At 60.2% G+C, this 18,039-nt stretch carries 17 protein-coding genes; 9 read left to right on the forward strand and 8 right to left on the reverse strand.

Annotated elements, in window-relative coordinates:
• Nucleotides 1–15: 15 nt before the first annotated feature.
• From ctrA to lptB, 3 genes are all read right to left on the reverse strand, one after another.
• A complete protein-coding gene (gene ctrA, locus GRI43_RS12010; protein ID WP_160731329.1) occupies nt 16–711 on the reverse strand; it encodes a response regulator transcription factor CtrA in 696 nt (231 codons plus the stop codon).
• 210 nt (nt 712–921) lie between these two features.
• The gene (gene rpoN, locus GRI43_RS12015; protein WP_160731330.1) at nt 922–2,397 is read right to left on the reverse strand and encodes an RNA polymerase factor sigma-54; all 1,476 of its coding nucleotides are present in this window, start codon (nt 2,395–2,397) and stop codon (nt 922–924) included.
• Nucleotides 2,398–2,424: 27 nt separating this feature from the next.
• The gene (gene lptB / locus GRI43_RS12020; protein ID WP_160731729.1) at nt 2,425–3,207 is read right to left on the reverse strand and encodes an LPS export ABC transporter ATP-binding protein; all 783 of its coding nucleotides are present in this window, start codon (nt 3,205–3,207) and stop codon (nt 2,425–2,427) included.
• 184 nt (nt 3,208–3,391) lie between these two features.
• On the opposite strand from lptB, the gene GRI43_RS12025 reads away from it, so the two are divergent.
• Genes GRI43_RS12025 through GRI43_RS12035 form a run of 3 tightly spaced genes read left to right on the forward strand, consistent with a single transcriptional unit; the run spans nt 3,392 to nt 6,549 of the window.
• Nucleotides 3,392–3,769, forward strand: coding sequence for a hypothetical protein (locus GRI43_RS12025; RefSeq protein ID WP_160731331.1), 378 nt, complete (start codon nt 3,392–3,394; stop codon nt 3,767–3,769).
• A gap of 48 nt (nt 3,770–3,817) precedes the next feature.
• Nucleotides 3,818–5,164, forward strand: coding sequence for a TldD/PmbA family protein (locus GRI43_RS12030; RefSeq protein ID WP_160731332.1), 1,347 nt, complete (start codon nt 3,818–3,820; stop codon nt 5,162–5,164).
• A gap of 5 nt (nt 5,165–5,169) precedes the next feature.
• Nucleotides 5,170–6,549, forward strand: a complete 1,380-nt coding sequence (locus tag GRI43_RS12035; protein ID WP_160731730.1) for a mechanosensitive ion channel family protein — start codon at nt 5,170–5,172, stop codon at nt 6,547–6,549.
• Nucleotides 6,550–6,551: 2 nt separating this feature from the next.
• Here the strand turns inward: GRI43_RS12035 and ppa are convergent, their stop codons facing one another.
• Nucleotides 6,552–7,079 (reverse strand): inorganic diphosphatase, encoded by a 528-nt coding sequence (gene ppa, locus GRI43_RS12040; protein ID WP_160731333.1) that lies wholly within the window; start codon nt 7,077–7,079, stop codon nt 6,552–6,554.
• Between the two features lie 145 nt (nt 7,080–7,224).
• Here ppa and hisS point away from each other — a divergent pair, with 145 nt between their 5' ends.
• From hisS to metK, 6 genes are all read left to right on the forward strand, one after another.
• On the forward strand, nt 7,225–8,466 hold the full coding sequence (gene hisS, locus GRI43_RS12045) for a histidine--tRNA ligase (RefSeq protein ID WP_160731334.1): 1,242 nt from the start codon (nt 7,225–7,227) through the stop codon (nt 8,464–8,466).
• A complete protein-coding gene (gene prfA / locus GRI43_RS12050) occupies nt 8,463–9,530 on the forward strand; it encodes a peptide chain release factor 1 (RefSeq protein ID WP_160731335.1) in 1,068 nt (355 codons plus the stop codon). The genes hisS and prfA overlap by 4 nt, the downstream gene beginning before the upstream one ends.
• A gap of 10 nt (nt 9,531–9,540) precedes the next feature.
• Nucleotides 9,541–10,365 (forward strand): peptide chain release factor N(5)-glutamine methyltransferase, encoded by an 825-nt coding sequence (gene prmC, locus GRI43_RS12055; RefSeq protein WP_160731336.1) that lies wholly within the window; start codon nt 9,541–9,543, stop codon nt 10,363–10,365.
• 248 nt (nt 10,366–10,613) lie between these two features.
• Nucleotides 10,614–11,321 carry a DUF4167 domain-containing protein gene (locus tag GRI43_RS12060; protein WP_160731337.1) on the forward strand — a complete coding sequence of 236 codons (708 nt, stop codon included), beginning with the start codon at nt 10,614–10,616 and terminating at the stop codon, nt 11,319–11,321.
• A gap of 46 nt (nt 11,322–11,367) precedes the next feature.
• Complete coding sequence (gene lnt, locus GRI43_RS12065; RefSeq protein WP_160731338.1) at nt 11,368–12,942, forward strand: apolipoprotein N-acyltransferase; 1,575 nt, start codon at nt 11,368–11,370, stop codon at nt 12,940–12,942.
• 40 nt (nt 12,943–12,982) lie between these two features.
• Nucleotides 12,983–14,200 (forward strand): methionine adenosyltransferase, encoded by a 1,218-nt coding sequence (metK, locus tag GRI43_RS12070; RefSeq protein ID WP_160731339.1) that lies wholly within the window; start codon nt 12,983–12,985, stop codon nt 14,198–14,200.
• A gap of 51 nt (nt 14,201–14,251) precedes the next feature.
• Here metK and GRI43_RS12075 read toward each other — a convergent pair whose 3' ends face one another.
• Genes GRI43_RS12075 through GRI43_RS12090 form a run of 4 tightly spaced genes read right to left on the reverse strand, consistent with a single transcriptional unit; the run spans nt 14,252 to nt 17,866 of the window.
• Entirely contained in the window at nt 14,252–15,397 is a 1,146-nt protein-coding gene (locus GRI43_RS12075; RefSeq protein ID WP_160731340.1) for a CaiB/BaiF CoA transferase family protein, read from the reverse strand.
• 7 nt (nt 15,398–15,404) lie between these two features.
• On the reverse strand, nt 15,405–16,040 hold the full coding sequence (locus GRI43_RS12080) for a CoA transferase subunit B (protein ID WP_160731341.1): 636 nt from the start codon (nt 16,038–16,040) through the stop codon (nt 15,405–15,407).
• Nucleotides 16,041–16,044: 4 nt separating this feature from the next.
• The gene (locus GRI43_RS12085) at nt 16,045–17,142 is read right to left on the reverse strand and encodes an HAD family hydrolase (protein ID WP_160731342.1); all 1,098 of its coding nucleotides are present in this window, start codon (nt 17,140–17,142) and stop codon (nt 16,045–16,047) included.
• 16 nt (nt 17,143–17,158) lie between these two features.
• Nucleotides 17,159–17,866 (reverse strand): CoA transferase subunit A, encoded by a 708-nt coding sequence (locus GRI43_RS12090; protein ID WP_160731343.1) that lies wholly within the window; start codon nt 17,864–17,866, stop codon nt 17,159–17,161.
• Between the last annotated feature and the right edge of the window lie 173 nt (nt 17,867–18,039).

Genomic DNA, 18,039 nt, shown 5'->3' on the forward strand with positions numbered 1-18,039 from the left:
TTGAAGACTGAAAGATCAGGCCGCTTCAGCGGCACTTTCCGGATCGCGCAGCACGTAACCGCGGCCCCAGACTGTCTCGATGTAGTTTTCACCGCCGCACGCATGGCTGAGTTTCTTGCGCAGCTTGCAGATGAACACGTCGATGATCTTGAGTTCCGGTTCGTCCATCCCGCCATACAGGTGGTTGAGGAACATTTCTTTGGTCAACGTTGTGCCTTTGCGGAGCGAAAGCAGCTCCAGCATGGCGTATTCTTTACCGGTCAGGTGAACACGTGCGCCATCGACTTCCACTGTCTTGGCGTCGAGGTTTACTGCCAGCTTGCCAGTGCGGATGATCGACTGGCTGTGGCCTTTCGAACGGCGCACAACTGCGTGGATACGGGCAACCAGCTCTTCGCGGTGGAACGGCTTGGTGACGTAATCGTCAGCGCCGAAGCCAAAGCTGCGAATCTTGCTGTCCATTTCGGCAATACCCGAAAGGATGAGCACAGGAGTTTGCACCTTGGCGACACGCAGTTTCTTGAGCACGTCATAGCCGTGCATGTCAGGAAGGTTGAGATCGAGCAGGATGATATCGTAATCATACAGCTTGCCCAGATCGAGCCCTTCCTCGCCCAAATCGGTCGAGTAGACATTGAAGCCCTCGGTCGTGAGCATGAGCTCGATTGCCTTGGCTGTTGTCGGCTCGTCTTCGATCAGCAGTACACGCATGGGTTGGTCCCCCTTTGCCCCAAATTCATCTGGTAACACTCCGCTAAGAGGTGTTGCCGTGGATTAACCACAAAACTTCTGAACAAAAAAGGTTAATAACCGGTAAACCCAGCTGACTCCGCGAGTCGCGCGGTATTTGAGTCACAGTTAATTTGCCGCCGGGTCAGGGATTTTCATCCTTACAGTCTGCTTTGGCCGGCTGCGATCATATCAAATGCCCGCCAGTTTTTTGGCCCGTCTCCTCTGTACGCTGCTGCCGATTCCCATTGCCTCGCGATATTTTGCGACTGTCCGCCGGGCGAGATCGAAGCCCTCCGCTTTGAGCAGGTCGACAAGTTTGTCGTCTGACAGGATTTTCTTCGGGTCCTCGGCATCGGTCAGCGCCTTTATCCGCGATTTGACCGCTTCCGAAGACGCGCCGCCCTCACCATCGGCACCGCCGCCGACTCCGCTGGTGAAAAAGTATTTGAGTTCGAACGTCCCGCGGTCGCAGTGCAGGTACTTGTTCGACGTCACCCGGCTTACCGTGCTTTCATGCATGTCGATTTCGTCCGCGACCTCGCGCAGCGTCAGGGGCCTTAGCTCCGACACGCCCTTGCGGAAGAAGCCTGCCTGCTTCTTCACGATTTCCGCAGCCGTTTTCAGAATCGTCTTCTGTCGCTGGTCCAGGGCCTTGATCAGCCAGTTCGCATCGGCGAGCTTTTCATTGAGCCAGCCCTGCGCTTCCTTGTCGGAGCAGCTTTCGCGCAGTTCGACGAAGTAACTCCGGTTCACGATCAGCTTGGGAAGAGTTTCCTCGTTCAGCTTGATGTTCCAGCCATCCGCGCTGCCCGGGGTAATCAGGATATCCGGAACGACCGCCATTTCGGCTTCGCTGCCATAGGCAAGGCCCGGCTTGGGATCGTATTCGCGCAGTTCCCCCAACATGTCGGCGAAATCTTCATCATCGACATCGCACATCCGTTTCAGGCGGGCGAAATCTCCCTTGGCGACCAGGTCGAGATTGTCGATTAACCGCGCCATACAGGGATCGTAACGGTCCGCCTCTTTCGCTTGCAGGGTCAGACATTCACTCAGGCTTCGTGCGCCCACACCTGTAGGCTCCAGCGACTGAACCACGAACAATGCGCGCTCTGCCTCTGCAGTACCGATGTCGAGATCCAGGGCGATCCGGCGAATGTCTTCGGGCAGATAACCTGCCTCGTCGAGCAGACCTATTATGTAGCGTGCGGTGAATTCTTCTCTGGCATCGCCTGCGGCCGCGCCTACCTGTTCGCCCAGGTGATCCGCCAGCGAAAGGGTTGCGGAACTGCGCTCTTCTATGCCGGGCAAGTCATCGGCACCCTGACCGGAACCCGAACCGGCGGCGCCCCATTCACCGTCGCCCCGTTCGCCGTCGCCAGTGTCGCGGTCGACGTCGATCGCTGACTTGTCGATGTCCAACGCCCCGTCACCTGATGCGGGCGCATCGGCGGCCGGTTCGGGTACGGCTTCGATGCTTTCGGTTTCTGGGGTCTCGCTGCGCAATTCGCCCGCTTCCAGCAGCGGGTTGGCCTCCAGTGCGTCGCCGATAAAAGTCTCGATTTCGAGATTGGACAGCGCCAGCAGTTTGATCGCCTGCTGCAATTGCGGCGTCATTACCAGCGATTGAGACTGTCTTAAGTCGAGGCGAGGGCCCAGGGCCATGATTTCAGTGTCCCGCCGAGTGTCTCATCACAAGGTGAAACCTTCGCCCAAATAGAGCCGCTTCACGTTCTCGTCGGCAACCAAAGCTTGCGGTGTGCCAGCGAACAGCACTTGCCCGCCGTAAATGATGCAGGCGCGGTCGACGATTTCCAAGGTCTCGCGGACATTGTGATCGGTGATCAAGACGCCGATTCCCCGGGTTTTCAGGTCTTTCACCAGATCGCGAATGTCGCTGATCGACAGCGGATCGATCCCGGCAAAGGGTTCGTCGAGCAGCATGATCGAGGGCTTCGCGGCCAGCGCGCGGGCAATCTCGCAGCGGCGCCGTTCACCGCCCGACAGCGCCATGGCAGGTGAAGCACGCAGGCGCTTAAGGCCGAACTCTTCCAGCAACCGCTCCAGCTCCGCTTCGCGGGTCTCCGCGTCCGGTTCGACCATTTCGAGAACACAGTTGATGTTCTGCTCAACCGTCATGCCGCGAAAAATGCTGGTTTCCTGCGGCAAATAGCCGAGGCCCAGGATCGCACGCCGGTACATGGGCAGCTTGGTTACATCTTCCCCGTCCATCAGGATGCGGCCAGCGTCCGGGCGAACGAGGCCCATGATCGAATAGAAACAGGTTGTCTTGCCAGCGCCGTTGGGGCCCAGCAGGCCGAGCACTTCCCCTTTGCCGACGGTGAGTGAAATATCGGTCAGGACGGCCCGCTTGTCATAACTTTTCGCGATCGAAATGACTTCCAGCCCGCCATCGGGGAGCGGTGCGTTGGCGTCGACAGTGGGCGCCGTTTCCATAAGGTCCTGAGTGCTCATATGGCGACTTGTAGCACTCGCAAACGTCATGAAAACCCCCGCTGGCCGCTGATTGGCAAGATTCCTGCATGGGGTGCATACCGTCCGACGAAATGCAGCGAAAACGACGCTTTGGTTACCGCGCTTGATTGTCTTGCCTCTCTTTGAGATACTCCGAGTCGGAAGAGGACATGGGAGAGCAAGTGTGAACAAGGCGCTGCACGAGAAGACAGCCGCGAAGGAACGGGGCGCAAGCACCCGCGACTGGCGCAAAGGCATGAGCGACAATGTGGCCTGGGCCCTGATTGTCTATACTGCCCTCCATATCGTTGCCACGGTCGGCGCGATGAAGGAAACCGGCATGAAGTCGCTGGCGCTGCTGGCGCTTGTCGTCCTCGTCGCCGGTATCATTCCCGCATGCCGCAGGTTCGAACGCCGCTGGCGCGACCTGACCGACGAAGAGGCCGCCTCTCCCCGATTCGCCGATGCATACCGGCGGGACCAGATTGCCCTGTGGATCCTCGCGATCGGCTTGCCATTCGCGCTGACAGCGCTGTTCAAAGGTATCGCCGCAATGGCATAAACGCGCTGCGGCATTGATCGCGGCACGGCTGGGCACTACGCCCTCACAATGATCACTTCTTCAGAGGCGCAGGATCGCTGCGCCCAGATTATCGACCTCGCCATACAAGCTGGCGCCGATGCGGCTGATGCAGTTGCGTCTGCGAGCTCATCCGAAAACGTCTCTGTCCGGCTGGGCAAGCTGGAAGAGGTTGAGCGTTCCGAAGGCGAGGAAATCGGCCTTCGCCTGTTCGTTGGCCAGCGATCTGCGAGTGTCAGCACGAGCGATTTTTCCAAAGCCTCGCTTCAGGAAATGGCCGAACGGGCGATCGCGATGGCACGGCTCGCCCCTGAAGACGAATATTCCGGACTTGCGCCGCAGGACCGCCTGCTTACCGGCGCCGCGCCGGACCTTGACCTTTCCGATGCATCCGAACCAACGCCGTCCCAATTGAAGGATCTCGCACTGGAGACGGAAGATGCAGGCCGCGCTGTAGGCGGGGTTACCAATAGCGGCGGGGGCAGTGCGAGCTTCGGCCGATCGGTTGTGGCGCTCGCCACAAGTCACGGCTTTTCCGGCGGCTATGAAGCAACTCATAGCTCGCTCAGCGCCAGCCTGATCGCGGGTGAAGGCGAGACGATGCAGCGCGACTATGATTTCCGCACAGCGCGGCATGCCGCGGACTTGCCGCAGGCGGACACCGTTGGCCAGACAGCGGGCGAACGGGCCGTTGCGCGGCTCAATCCGGCAGGTTTGCCGAGCGGCACGATGCCGGTGGTGTTCGATCCGCGTGTCGGCGGATCGTTGATCGGTCATCTGCTGGGCGCGATCAGCGGCGCGGCGGTGGCGCGGAAATCCAGTTTCATGATTGGCCGGCTGGAAGACGCCATCTTTGGCGAGAATATCCGTATCTGCGACGAACCGCACCGGCAGCGCGGTTTGCGCTCCAAACCTTTTGACGCAGAGGGGCTTCCCACGTCCGCCCGCGATATCGTTGCCGTAGGGCGCGTAACCGGGTGGCTGCTGAACAGCGCGTCGGCCCGGCAGCTTGGTCTTGCACCCACCGGCCATGCCGCGCGTTCCGGCAGCGGGTCGCCCGGAATTTCCGCCAGCAATGTGCATATGTGCGCCGGCACCTGCAGCCGGGACGATTTGATCGGCGATATACAGGATGGCGTGCTGGTCACCGAACTGATCGGACAGGGCGTGAACGGTATCACAGGCGACTACAGCCGGGGTGCATCAGGCTTCAGGATAAGCGGCGGAAAACTGGCCGAACCGGTATCCGAATTTACGATTGCCGGGAACCTGATCGATATGTTCGCCGCTTTGATACCAGCAGATGATTTGGAAATGTACCGGGCGATCAATGTGCCCACACTACGCGTCGATGGAATGACGATAGCAGGGGAGTGAAACGGATGCAGGCGCTTGGCAGAATATTGGGCATATTTGCGCTCGCATTGGCCAGCGCCGGCCCTGCCATGGCAATCCTGCCATCGGCCCCGCCGGAAACCGCCCCGGCAAGCGCTGAACCGGCGCAGCCGCTCGAAGCTGAACGTGATGCAGGCGCGGATGACCGGATCGCCACTCGCTTGCGAGAAATCTTCGCGGAAATCCCCTCTCTTTCTGCGGTCGAGGTAAACGTCGCGGAAAGTGTCGTTACACTGTCGGGCACAGCCCCGGATGAGGCGGCGATTACCCGTGCGGAAAACATTGCTGCCCGGTTCGATATCGCAACCGTCGAAAACACCATCGAGCGGGATGTGTCGGTAGGGTCATCGGTGGGCGCGATCGAAACGCTGGGCGAAAGATTTGCTGGCTTTGCCAAGATGTTGCCCCTGATCGGGGTCGCTTTGCTGGTCGCGCTGGCGATTGGCGCAATCGGTTACCTGATCGCCGGCTTCGGCAAGTTCTGGCGAAAAGTGACCCCCAATCCGTTCCTGGCCGAACTGGTGGCTAGCGCCATCCGGTTCGTGTTTGTCGTGGTCGGTCTGGTGATCGCGCTCGACATGCTGGGGGCCGGGGCGCTGCTGGGCGCGGTTCTAGGCGGTGCAGGCGTGATCGGCATCGCGCTGGGTTTTGCGATGCGCGACACGATCGAGAATTACGTTGCATCGCTGATGCTCAGCCTCAGGCAGCCGTTTCGTGCGAACGACCTGGTTCTGATCGGAGATCTGGAAGGCCGCATCATTCGTCTGACCAGCCGCGCCACCATCATGATGACGCTGGATGGAAATCACCTGCGAATTCCCAATTCGACCGTGTTCAAGGCAGTGATCCTCAATTACACGACCAACCCGCACCGGCGGTTCGATTTCGAGCTTGGTATTGATGCGGATGACGATCCCAATGCCGCACGGCATCTGGGGCGCGAGACGCTCAAATCGCTCGGCTATGTGCTCAGCGATCCGGCACCGGAAGCGCGGGTGACGAATGTCGGCGATTCGAACATCGTCATCCAGTTTCTTGGCTGGATCGATCAGACAGAGGCGGATTGGTACAAGGCCAGAAGCCGGTCAATCGCAGCGGTGAAGCGCGCTCTCGAGAAAGCCGGATTCGGGCTTCCCGAACCAATCTATCGTTTGCGTTTCGACGAGCGGACTATGCCGCTTCCGTTCGAGAATATCGAAGGCAAGGCGCAGCTTGCCAAACCGAAGAAGGCACCTGCCGCAGTCGAACCGGCAGCCGAAGCCCACGATGTCTCGCCAGAAGACGAGATCACGAAAATGGTAGAAGCCGAACGGGCGGCGGAGCCGGTCGAAAACGATCTGCTCGATCCCGACCGGCCTACCGAATAGGCTTACTTGCCTGCGCGCTCGATTGATTCCAGCACGATCTGGCGTGCTTCGGCGGCGTCGCCCCAATTGCCGATCCGGACCCACTTTTCATCTTCCAGATCCTTGTAGTGGGTGAAGAAGTGTTCGATCTGCTGGAAAATGATCGAGGGAAGGTCCTTCGTCTCGCCCACGTCGGAATAATACGGGAATGTCGTGTCGACCGGGACGCAGATCAGCTTCTCGTCACCGCCGTGCTCGTCTTCCAGATTCAGAACGCCGATCGGGCGGGCGCGGACAACGCAGCCGGCAATGAACGGGCTGCGAGCGATGACCAGCGCATCCAGCGGATCGCCGTCGGGCGAAAGCGTGTGCGGCACAAAGCCGTAATTCGCCGGATAGCGCATCGGCGTATGCAGGATGCGGTCGACGAACAACGCGCCAGAGGCCTTGTCGAATTCATACTTCACCGGTTCGCCGCCTGTGGGCACTTCGATGATAACGTTGAGGCTTTCCGGCGGATTATCGCCGATGCTGATTTTGCTGATATCCATGCGCGGGCCAATAGGGCCGGCAACGCGTCACGCCAAGCAAGAAAATGCTGCAATGCGGCAAGGTGCGCGATTTATTCGGAAATACAGCTGCCGGATTCGGCGGGTCCATATTGCCCGCGTGGCCGCTCTCGCCTAAGCGCGCCGCATGGGTAAAAAGACACCACAGGCCATTCGCGGCACACAGGATATTTTCGGCGCAGAGGCGGAAGCTTTCGCTTTCGTGGTCGAAACCTTCGAACGCGTGCGTAAACTGTATCGCTTTCGCCGTGCAGAGATGCCGGTATTCGAAAAGACCGAAGTGTTCGCGCGCTCGCTCGGCGAGACAACCGACGTCGTGTCGAAGGAAATGTATTCGTTCGACGATCGCGGAGGGGAATCGCTGACGCTGCGGCCTGAATTCACCGCCGGTATCGCACGCGCTTTCCTGACCAATGGCTGGCAGCAGCACGCGCCGCTGAAGCTGGCGACGCACGGCCCGCTGTTTCGCTATGAACGGCCGCAAAAGGGCCGCTACCGCCAGTTCCACCAGATTGACGCGGAAATCATCGGCGCTGCCGAGCCGCAAGCCGATGTCGAACTGCTGGCGATGGCCGATCACCTGCTGAAAGAGCTGGGCATCCGCGATGTGACCCTGCATCTCAACACGCTGGGCGACGGGGAAAGCCGCGAGGCATGGCGCGCGGCGCTGGTCGAGTATTTTCGCGCCGTGAAAGACCAGCTTTCGGAAGATTCGCAGGAACGACTTGAAAAAAACCCGCTGCGAATTCTCGACAGCAAGGATCGCCGCGACCAACCTTTTCTGCCGGATGCACCCAAGATCGACGATTTCCTGTCGGACGAAGCACGCGAATTCTTCGCTGTCGTAACCAGCGGCCTCGATGCAGCAGGCGTGAAATGGAAACGGGCAGAGGCACTGGTTCGCGGTCTCGACTATTACCGCCACACCGCGTTCGAATTCATTCCCGATGAAGGCAGTGCGTCTGCCGATGCGCTGGGCAGCCAGAGCACCGTGCTGGGCGGCGGCCGTTATGACGGACTAATCGAGAACCTCGGCGGGCCGGCAACGCCAGCGGTCGGCTGGGCTGCGGGCATCGAACGACTGGCGATGTTGGTGGGCGAACGTGCTGAACCGGCCGCTGCTGCAATAATCGTGGTTGAAGATAATTCGCAGGCGGCACTTCGCCAGGGCATGGAGGCGCTCACGGCGCTGCGCAACCACAACCTGCCTGCTGAAATGATCGCGACAGGGTCCCCGCGCAAGCGCCGTGACAAGGCGGTCAAGAAAGGTGCCGCCTCGATCATCACATTCCACGAAACCGGGCACGGCATCAGCGGCGATGACGATATCGATCCGGCAATCTTCGAAGCCCTGCCGTTCTTGCGATGAAAATCCCCGCCGAACGCCTCCAGCAGATTACCCATCGCTTCGCCGAGCTGGAGGCGCGGATGGCGTCCGGCACGCTCGAGGGCGAGGAATTCGTCCAAGCCAGTCGTGATTACGCGGAGCTGGAGCCGGTCGCGAAAATCGTGGCCGAAGTTTCCTCGATACGGGAAGAAATCGCCGGGCTGGAAGCCATGCTCTCCGACCCCGAAATGAAGGCAATGGCGGAGGAAGAGCTGGCCGAACTGCGCGCCAGCCTGCCTGAGAAAGAGCGCGCGTTGGCGCTTGCCATGCTGCCCCGCGACAGTGCCGACAGCCGGCCCGCCATGCTCGAAATTCGTGCCGGAACCGGTGGTGACGAAGCCGCGCTGTTCGCAGGCGATCTGTACCGCATGTATGAAAAATTCGCTGCCGAGCAAGGCTGGAAAGTCGAACCAGTCAGCATGAACGCGGCCGATGTCGGCGGCTTCAAGGAGATCGTCGCCAACGTCAAAGGAACCGGCGTTTTCGCCAAGATGAAGTTCGAAAGCGGCGTTCACCGCGTGCAGCGTGTACCGGTGACGGAAAGTGGCGGGCGCATCCATACATCTGCCGCGACCGTCGCGGTCCTGCCCGAACCGGACGAAGTCGATGTCCATATCGATCCCAGCGATCTTAAGATCGATATCTACCGCGCATCGGGTGCGGGCGGCCAGCACGTCAACACAACCGATTCCGCGGTCCGCCTGACCCACTTGCCCACCGGGCTTGTCGTGATCCAGCAGGACCAGCGCAGCCAGCACAAGAACCGCGACAAGGCGATGCAGGTGCTACGCACCCGGCTGTATGATCTGAAGCGGGCCGAAGCGCACGGCGCCGAGGCGGAGGCGCGCAAAGCGATGGTTGGCAGCGGTGATCGCAGCGAGCGTATCCGCACCTACAATTTCCCGCAGGGCCGCGTCACCGATCACCGGATCGGCCTGACGTTGCACAAATTGCCCGAGATTCTCGAGGGAACCGGTCTGACAGAAATGATCGACGCTTTGATCGCGGAAGACGAGGCGAAAAGGCTCGCCGCGCTCGATTCATGAGGCTGCGCCGATGACCACGGTCTCCGCTGCTCTGCGCGAGGCCGCCTCTGCGCTTGAAGGGGCATCCGATACCGCCCGGCTCGATGCCGAATTGCTGATGGCAGAGGCGCTGGGAATGTCGCGTTCAGAGATGCTCCTGACCGGTCGCGACAGGGGAGTGCCGCCGGAATTTGCCCGGCTCCTGGACCGCCGCAAGCAGCACGAACCGGTCGCCTATATTCTCGGCCGGCAGGAATTTTACGGGCGTGAATTTCTGGTCAATCCGCAAGTTCTGATCCCGCGCGGGGACAGCGAAACGCTGGTCGATGCAGCGCTGCGCAACAGTCCGCCCGCTGCCCGGATACTGGATCTCGGCACGGGATCGGGCGCTTTGCTGCTGACCCTGCTTGCCGAATTGCCCAAGGCATCGGGCACCGGTATCGACGCATCGCTCGGCGCGGTTTCGGTCGCAGCAGCCAATGCCGCTAGGTTGGGCGTTGCCGACCGGGCGCACATCCTGCACGCAGACTGGAATGCGGAAGGCTGGTCGGAAAATCTCGACCGGTTCGATTTGATCATCGCCAATCCGCCATATGTCGAAACCGGGGCTGAGCTTGCCCCATCGGTGCGCCAGTTCGAACCCGCGAGCGCTCTGTTTGCGGGGGCCGATGGCCTTGATGATTACCGTTCATTGATTCCGCAGCTGAGCAATATGCTTACGCCAAACGGTATAATATTGCTGGAGATCGGATACGCTCAGGCGGATCAAGTGTCTCAGATTGCCGGGCTTTCAGGGTACTCGGCAGAATTATTTCGTGATCTTGCCCACAGGCCTCGCGCACTATTGTTGCGATAAAGGCTTGGCAAAGGGCAAAACACACATTACCTCTAACTCAAGACCAGCGGTTTACGGCGTTTACGCTCAAATCCCGGTCTAGCTCCAACATTTGCAGAACACTTGCGTGCTTGCGCTAGTGCATAGAGCAAACAGGCGAACTGCAAATGGGGCACCGCGTATCGTGAAGAGACGATCGCGGCGAGGGGTCATTTGGCCAGGCGTGTACATCTGAATGCCGCCACCGGTCGCTACAGGAAGAGAATTCCTTGAATAACAATCGAAACAATAATCGTCGTGGTCGCGGCCGCAGTCCGAACCGCAGCCAGGGCGGAGGCAATCAGGCCAATCGCATCGATAGCCGTGCGCGCGGAAACGCGCCGCAATTGCTCGACAAGTACAAGAAGCTTGCCCAGGACGCGCAGCACAATGGTGACCGCGTGCAGGCTGAATACTATCTTCAGTTTGCCGACCACTATTTCCGTGTGATCGCCGACAACAAAGCGCGTCAGGACGAAGCGCGCGCCAAGCGTCAGGACGAGCGCGGCGATAGCAGCGACGAAGACGAAGATGACGGCGATGATCGCCGCGGCAACCGCCGTTCGCGTGGCCGCCGCAGCGACCAGGACGATAGCGATGGACGCAGCGACCACCGCGACACTCGCGACGATAACCGCGAAGACAGCAAAAGCAGCCAAAACGGCCGCGGCAAGAAACGCGCGAAGCGTGATGACGACCAGTTCGAAGAGGGCAGCGAAGGCGCCGAAGTCGAGCAGGGCGACAATCCGTTTTCCCGCGAAGCCAAACGTCCGCGCAAACCGCGCGCTCCGAAAGTCGCCAAGGACAACGGCGAGATCGACATGGCCGTGCTTCCGCCAGCAATTGGCGATGCTTCCGAGCAGCCGGAGAAACCCAAGCGCGCACCGCGCCGCCGCAAGGTGGCCGATGACGGCGAAGCCGCTAGCGCGGCAGGCTGAGGCAAGCGTATTGATCCGGTAACTTCCGTGAAGTGAGGGGCGGGTCATGGAAGCTTTAGGAACATTTATTCGCACGGTTGGTGCGCATCCGCGCTGGCTCGCGCTTGTTTGCGGCGCTGTGGCGGCAACCGGCTTTCCGCCGCTAGCGTTGTGGCCGGCGGCGCTTGTCGCCGTCGGAATTCTCGGCTGGCTTGTGTTTACCGCACCGGGCTGGCGTGAAGCGGGGATTCGCGGCTGGTTGTTCGGGCTGGCGCACTTCACCCTTGCCAACAACTGGATTGCCACTGCGTTCACCTATCAGGCGGAAATGCCTGCCTCGCTTGGCTGGGCAGCAGTTCCGCTGCTGTCGGTGTATCTTGCTGTGTATCCGGCGCTTGCTGCGATTCTCGCGCGGGTTCTCGGCGAGGGCAGCACGAATGGAAAATTCGCGCTTCTTTTTGCTGGCTGCTGGGCCATTTCCGAATGGCTAAGGAGCTGGGTGTTCACCGGTTTTGCATGGGACCCGCTTGGCCTGATCCTGCTTGGTCCATCCGACAGGCCCGGCCTCGCCGTGGTCCTGCCGTGGTTGGGCACATATGCGCTGTCAGGTCTGGCCGTGCTGATCGGGGTTGGTTTGTTCAGCCTGATAGCTGCCCGGCGCGCCGTGATTGCGGTGCCCCTTTTGATTGCCATCACTGCCGGAATGTATTGGCCTGCAGGAGAGCGCGCGGAAGGCAGTTTACCCTTCACTCTGGTCCAGCCTGACGTCAGGCAGGACGTACTCGATGATCCTGGCAATTTTGAAGAGCAATTCATGCGCACGGCGATGCTGTCGCGCAATTTGCAAGGCGCGGACAATCGCCTGGTGCTGTGGCCGGAATCGGGCGTGCCAGATTATCTTCGGGATGGGTATCCGCAGCGCTACTACAACCAGATGACAGCAGGCGGCGATCCCGCCTTTGCCCGGTTCAGGATCGGGCGCGCGATTGGCGAGGGCAGCCTGCTGCTCACCGGCGCGGTTGATTTGGAGATCGAGGATGGCCGCGCATATGGCGCGCGCAATGCGGTGACCGCGATTAACAGCGATGGCGAGATTATTGCCGGTTACGACAAGACGCACCTGGTACCTTATGGCGAGTACCTCGCGCTGCGTTGGTTGCTCGAACCGCTCGGCGCTACACGGCTTGTTGCCGGATCAATCGACTTTATTCCCGGTCCCGGGCCGCGCACGCTGGACCTTGGCGAATGGGGGCAGGCTGGCATTCAGATCTGTTACGAGATCGTCTTTTCGGGGCAGGTGACCGATCCGGAAAAACGCCCCGACTATATCTTCAATCCGTCCAACGATGGCTGGTTCGGGGCATGGGGGCCGCCGCAGCATCTGGCGCAGGCGCGGATGCGCGCGATCGAGGAAGGGTTGCCGGTTCTGCGATCGACCACAACCGGTATCAGCGCAGTAATAGATGCGGATGGCGTTGTCAGACAGCGGATCGGGATGCTGCGCGCAGCCCGGATCGATGGCCATGTGCCCCCGGCAAAAGCGCCGACACTGTTTTCAGCGCTGGGTAACTGGCTGCCAATGGCTTGGGCAATCTTGGCAATTCTTGTTTCGCTGGTTGCCACGCGCTGGCGAGAAAGCTAACACTCAAACAAGACATAAAGCTTTCTTTATATGAGGCATCATGCGTAACTCCTACATCTTCACATCCGAAAGCGTTTCCGAAGGCCATCCGGACAAGGTGTCCGACCAGATTTCCGATGCGATCGTGGACCTTTTCCTTGGGATTGACCCCGAAGCACGCATCGCCTGCGAAACCATGACGACGACCCAGCTGGTCATTCTTGCCGGCGAGATTCGCGGCCGCGGAATTTACGAGAACGGCGAATGGGCTGAAGGCATTCCTGAGAAGGTGGAAGAAACCGTGCGCCGGACTGTCCGCGAAATCGGATATGAGCAGGACGGTTTTCACTGGGAAACGCTTGTGTTCGAAAACAACCTTCACGGCCAGTCTGTCGATATCGCGCAAGGCGTCGATGCTGCAGAAGACAAGGACGAAGGCGCGGGCGATCAGGGTATCATGTTCGGCTATGCCTCGGATGAAACGCCTGACCTGATGCCTGCCACTCTCGATTACAGCCACAAGATCCTTGAGCAGATGGCGCTGGATCGCAAATCGGGCAAGGCGCCTTTCCTTGAACCTGATGCAAAGAGCCAGGTGACACTGCGTTATGCGAATGAACGCCCCGTCGAAGCCACTGCAATCGTCGTGTCCACCCAGCACGCGCCGGGATATTATTTTCACAAGGGCGAAGGCAACGAAGCGAAATACGCCGAACTGCGCAATTATGTGAAGGGCGTGGTGGCCGACGTGCTGCCCGCCGAACTGCTGACCGAAAACACGGTTTACCACATCAATCCGACCGGCAAGTTCGAAATCGGCGGGCCCGACGGTGATGCGGGCCTCACAGGTCGCAAGATTATCGTCGACACCTATGGCGGGGCTGCACCGCATGGCGGCGGCGCATTCAGCGGCAAGGATCCGACGAAAGTCGATCGTTCGGCCGCCTATGTCACACGTTATCTCGCCAAGAATATCGTCGCCGCGGGGCTTGCGCGCCGCTGCACGATCCAGCTCAGCTATGCTATTGGGGTGGCCGAGCCGCTGTCGATCTATGTCGACCTGCACGGGACCGGCACGGTGGATGAAGGGCGGATCGAAGCCGTTCTGCCGACCCTGGTCCGTCTGACGCCGCAGGGCATTCGTACGCATCTGGGTCTGAACAAGCCGATTTACCGCAAGACTGCCGCTTACGGCCACTTCGGCCGTCCATCGGAAGGTGAATACTTCCCGTGGGAGCGGACCGATCTGGTGGAGAAGCTGAAGGCTGCACTCGCCTGAACTGATGGGCCGGACGGAGCAGTTCGGCCCGGTCGGTTGAATCAGCGCTGCTCAATCGAGGAAATCGATTTCCCCGTCATGCTCGCCGTGCCGGGGCGATGGCTTGTCGAACACAAGATCGGCATCTGAAAACCGGAACGGGCTGCGCAGCGATGGCACGCCGTCCAATTCCATTCGCATTCCGCGGGCCTTCACCTGCGGGTCTTCGAAGACCTGGTCGATTGCATTGATCGGCCCGGCAGGGACACCCGCGTCGCGGCAATGCGCCAGCAATGTATCGCGCTTCCATTTGCGCACTTCATCGGCCAGCTCGCGCTCCATCCAGTCGCGGTTGGCGATGCGACCGGCATTGTCCTGGAGCCTCGGATCATCTGCCAGATCATCGCGGCGCAACACGCGCATCAGGGCCCTGAACAGGCGGTCGTTGGCGGGTGCCAGGACAACCTCTCCATCAGCCACTTCGAATACGCCGTATGGGACGACCTGCGCGTGTGAATTGCCCTTGCGGGCGGGGTTTTCACTGGTCGCAAAAAAGCTCAGCGCCTGATTGGCCAGCAGCGATACGGAACAATCGAGCAAGGCCATGTCGATATGCTGTCCGCGGCCGGTCCGCTCCCGCATCAGCAGCGCGGATTGCACGGCGATGGTGGAATAAAGACCGCAGGTAAGATCGGAGATGGAGATGCCCATTTTCATCGGCTCGCCTTCCGGTTCACCGGTGATTGACATCATCCCGCTCATCGCCTGGATCACGAAGTCATAACCCGGTTCATTGCGGCGCGGACCATCCTGTCCAAACCCGGTGACAGAGCAATAGACGACGCCCGCATTCCCGAGCGAGATGGTTTCATAGTCGAGCCCAAAGCGGTCCAGCGTTCCGGGCTTGAAGTTCTCGATCACCACATCGGCGCGGCTGCACAAATCGGCCACCTGCACGAGATCATCTCGGTCGGTAAAGTCTGCGACAATCGAACGCTTCCCGCGATTGCAGGCGTGGTAATAGGCCGCTTCCCTGGTGCCGTCCGCACGCTCTATCCACGGCGGACCCCACTGCCGCGTTCCGTCGCCTTCGGGGCTTTCCACCTTGATCACGTCGGCCCCGAGATCGGCCAGCAATTGCCCAACCCACGGTCCGGCCAGAACCCGCGCGAGTTCAACCACGCGCAGTCCGGCCAGCGGGGTGTCCTTATCCGTCATCCGCCGATCAGGTGATGTAATGAGCGGTGGTCTTCTCGGCGATTTCTTCGGCCGTCACCCCGTCTGCCATCTCGATCAACCTGAAGGGGGTATCGTGTGTATCGCGGCGAAACACAGCGAGGTCGGTGATGATCATGTCCACGACATTCTGGCCGGTCAGCGGCAGGGTGCATTCGGGGATGAATTTCGGGCTGCCCGATTTGCTGCAATGTTCCATCACCACGATGATTTTCTTGACCCCGGCAACCAGATCCATCGCGCCGCCCATGCCCTTGATCATTTTGCCGGGGATCATCCAGTTGGCAATGTCTCCGTTTTCCGCGACTTCCATCGCGCCAAGCACTGTCAGATCGATATGTCCGCCGCGGATCATCGCGAAACTGGCGGCGCTGTCGAAATAGGCGGAATGTTCCAGCTCGCTGATCGTCTGCTTGCCAGCATTGATCAGGTCGGCATCGACTTCTTCTTCATAGGGGAAAGGCCCGATACCCAGCATCCCGTTCTCAGACTGCAAGGTGACCTGCATCCCATCGGGGATATGGTTCGCGACCAGCGTCGGTATCCCGATGCCGAGGTTCACATAGTAACCGTCCTGCAATTCCTGAGCAGCGCGGGCGGCCATTTCGTCACGGGTCCAGGGCATTGTTCTATCGTCCTTCGGTAAGCGGTAGAGGGGCAAGGAACCATCCGGCCCCGATCAATTGTTCAAGTGGCTGCGCAGCTGACTTGTCTTTCAGATATGAATACAGCTCGTCAAAATCGGAGCGGTCATCGCCAGCAATTGCGAGCAGGCAGTGCGTTTCGCCCACTTCCCTGCGGCGGGTCTGCTTGCGGTCGTCCTTGCGGCGCATCAGCAGCAAGCTATCGCGGCCCTGCGGGTCCAGCCCGCTTTCGCTCAAAGCCTTGCGGATGGCGGCGGCATCGATGGCGGAACGCTGTGAAATCCAGAAAACATCGATCTGCTGCATCCTGAGCGAGAGCAGGATCTGCGCCAGCGCATCGTTGGGCCGCTGCGCCTCGGACAGGCTGAAGGTTCCGCCTGACGGGTCGAGATCCAGCAGCACAGCAGGCGGACGGATGCTGCAATCGGTCCGGCGCGGGCTGAGATTGCCAGGCGAGGCGAGCAGCGCGGATTGCCGTTCGTCGTCGACCGGATCGCGCCGTGCCTGCTGCTCGACATAGCTGTAAAAGACGTCATAGGCGCGGAAGTCGATTGCGTCAGGTTGCGCCGTCACAAACCGTTCCATCACAGACCGTTCCATCGCAGCCTGGACTTCGCCATTTGGCTCTGTCTCGGGAGCTGGCTGATAAACTACAGGTTCGCTGGCGTCACTTTTATCGCCGGTATCCGGCGACTTGGCTGGCAGCTCGGCTGCTACGTTGTCGGAGCTGCCCTGTTCGGGAGGCTGTTCCATGAAATCGTCGGTCCACGAACTGACGGACGCCATTTCATCGGCTGGCTCAGGTTCTTCATCTTCCAGTTCATCCACCGGCCCGACAGTCACCACAGGGTCGGCTGGAGCGAGCGTGTCCGGTTCCGGCATCGGTTCTGGCTCGGGCATCGGATCAGGCATCGGCTGCGGTTCGGAAACTGCGACTTCTTCGCGGGCCGGTGCCTCTTTATCCTTGTCGCCTTTTCCCAGCATCACTCCGCCCGCGACAACCGGGATCGCAGCTGCCACGCAGCCGCCCAGCAGTGGCAGCGCAGAGGCCAAAAGCAGAATGGACCGAAGAGGGCGGGTCACAGCGGAGTGTTCCTGATCAGGCGCTTTCGCGCTCGCGCACGGTACGGAACTCGATCTTCTTGTCGTACGGCGCGCCCACGATCATCCGCTGCACATAAACGCCGGGCAGGTGGATGCAGTCAGGATCAAGCGATCCCTTGGGCACGATTTCTTCAACCTCGACCACGCAAACCTTGCCGCAGGTAGCCGCAGGCATGTTGAAATTGCGCGCCGTTTTGCGGAACACGAGATTCCCGGTTTCATCGGCTTTCCACGCTTTCACGATCGCAAGATCTGCGAAAATGCCGCGCTCGAGAATGTAATCCTCTCCATCGAAGGATTTCACTTCCTTGCCTTCGGCAACCTGCGTGCCGACACCCGTCTTCGTATAAAAGCCGGGAATGCCAGCTCCGCCAGCGCGCATCCGTTCCGCGAGGGTTCCCTGCGGGCAAAATTCGACTTCCAGTTCGCCGGACAGGAATTGCCGTTCAAACTCCTTGTTCTCCCCCACATAGGAAGAGATCATCTTTGCGACCTGCTTCGTGCGCAGAAGCTTGCCGATACCTTCGTTATCGATACCGGCATTGTTGCTCGCGAAGGTCAGCCCCGTCACACCGCTGTCGCGAATGGCGTCGAGCAGCCTTTCAGGAATGCCGCAAAGGCCGAACCCGCCAGAGGCGATCAGCATGTTGTCGGTCAGGATTCCATCGAGAGCGGAAGCGGCATCGGGATAGAGTTTCTGCATATTGTACCTTGGTCTGGGCCGGCTGAGTTTGGGCGAATAGCGATTGCTGGCGCGGCTGTCATCATGCCAGTCGAATTGCCCGGCAAGCTATCTGAGCTGCGCCCGCATGGGGCGGTTGGTCGAGATTGCGCGCGGCTTTGTCGAACAAGGCTCGATTGCCGGGCGGTGCACGG

The sequence above is a fragment of the Pontixanthobacter luteolus genome (genome assembly GCF_009828095.1).
Taxonomy (GTDB): domain Bacteria; phylum Pseudomonadota; class Alphaproteobacteria; order Sphingomonadales; family Sphingomonadaceae; genus Pontixanthobacter; species Pontixanthobacter luteolus.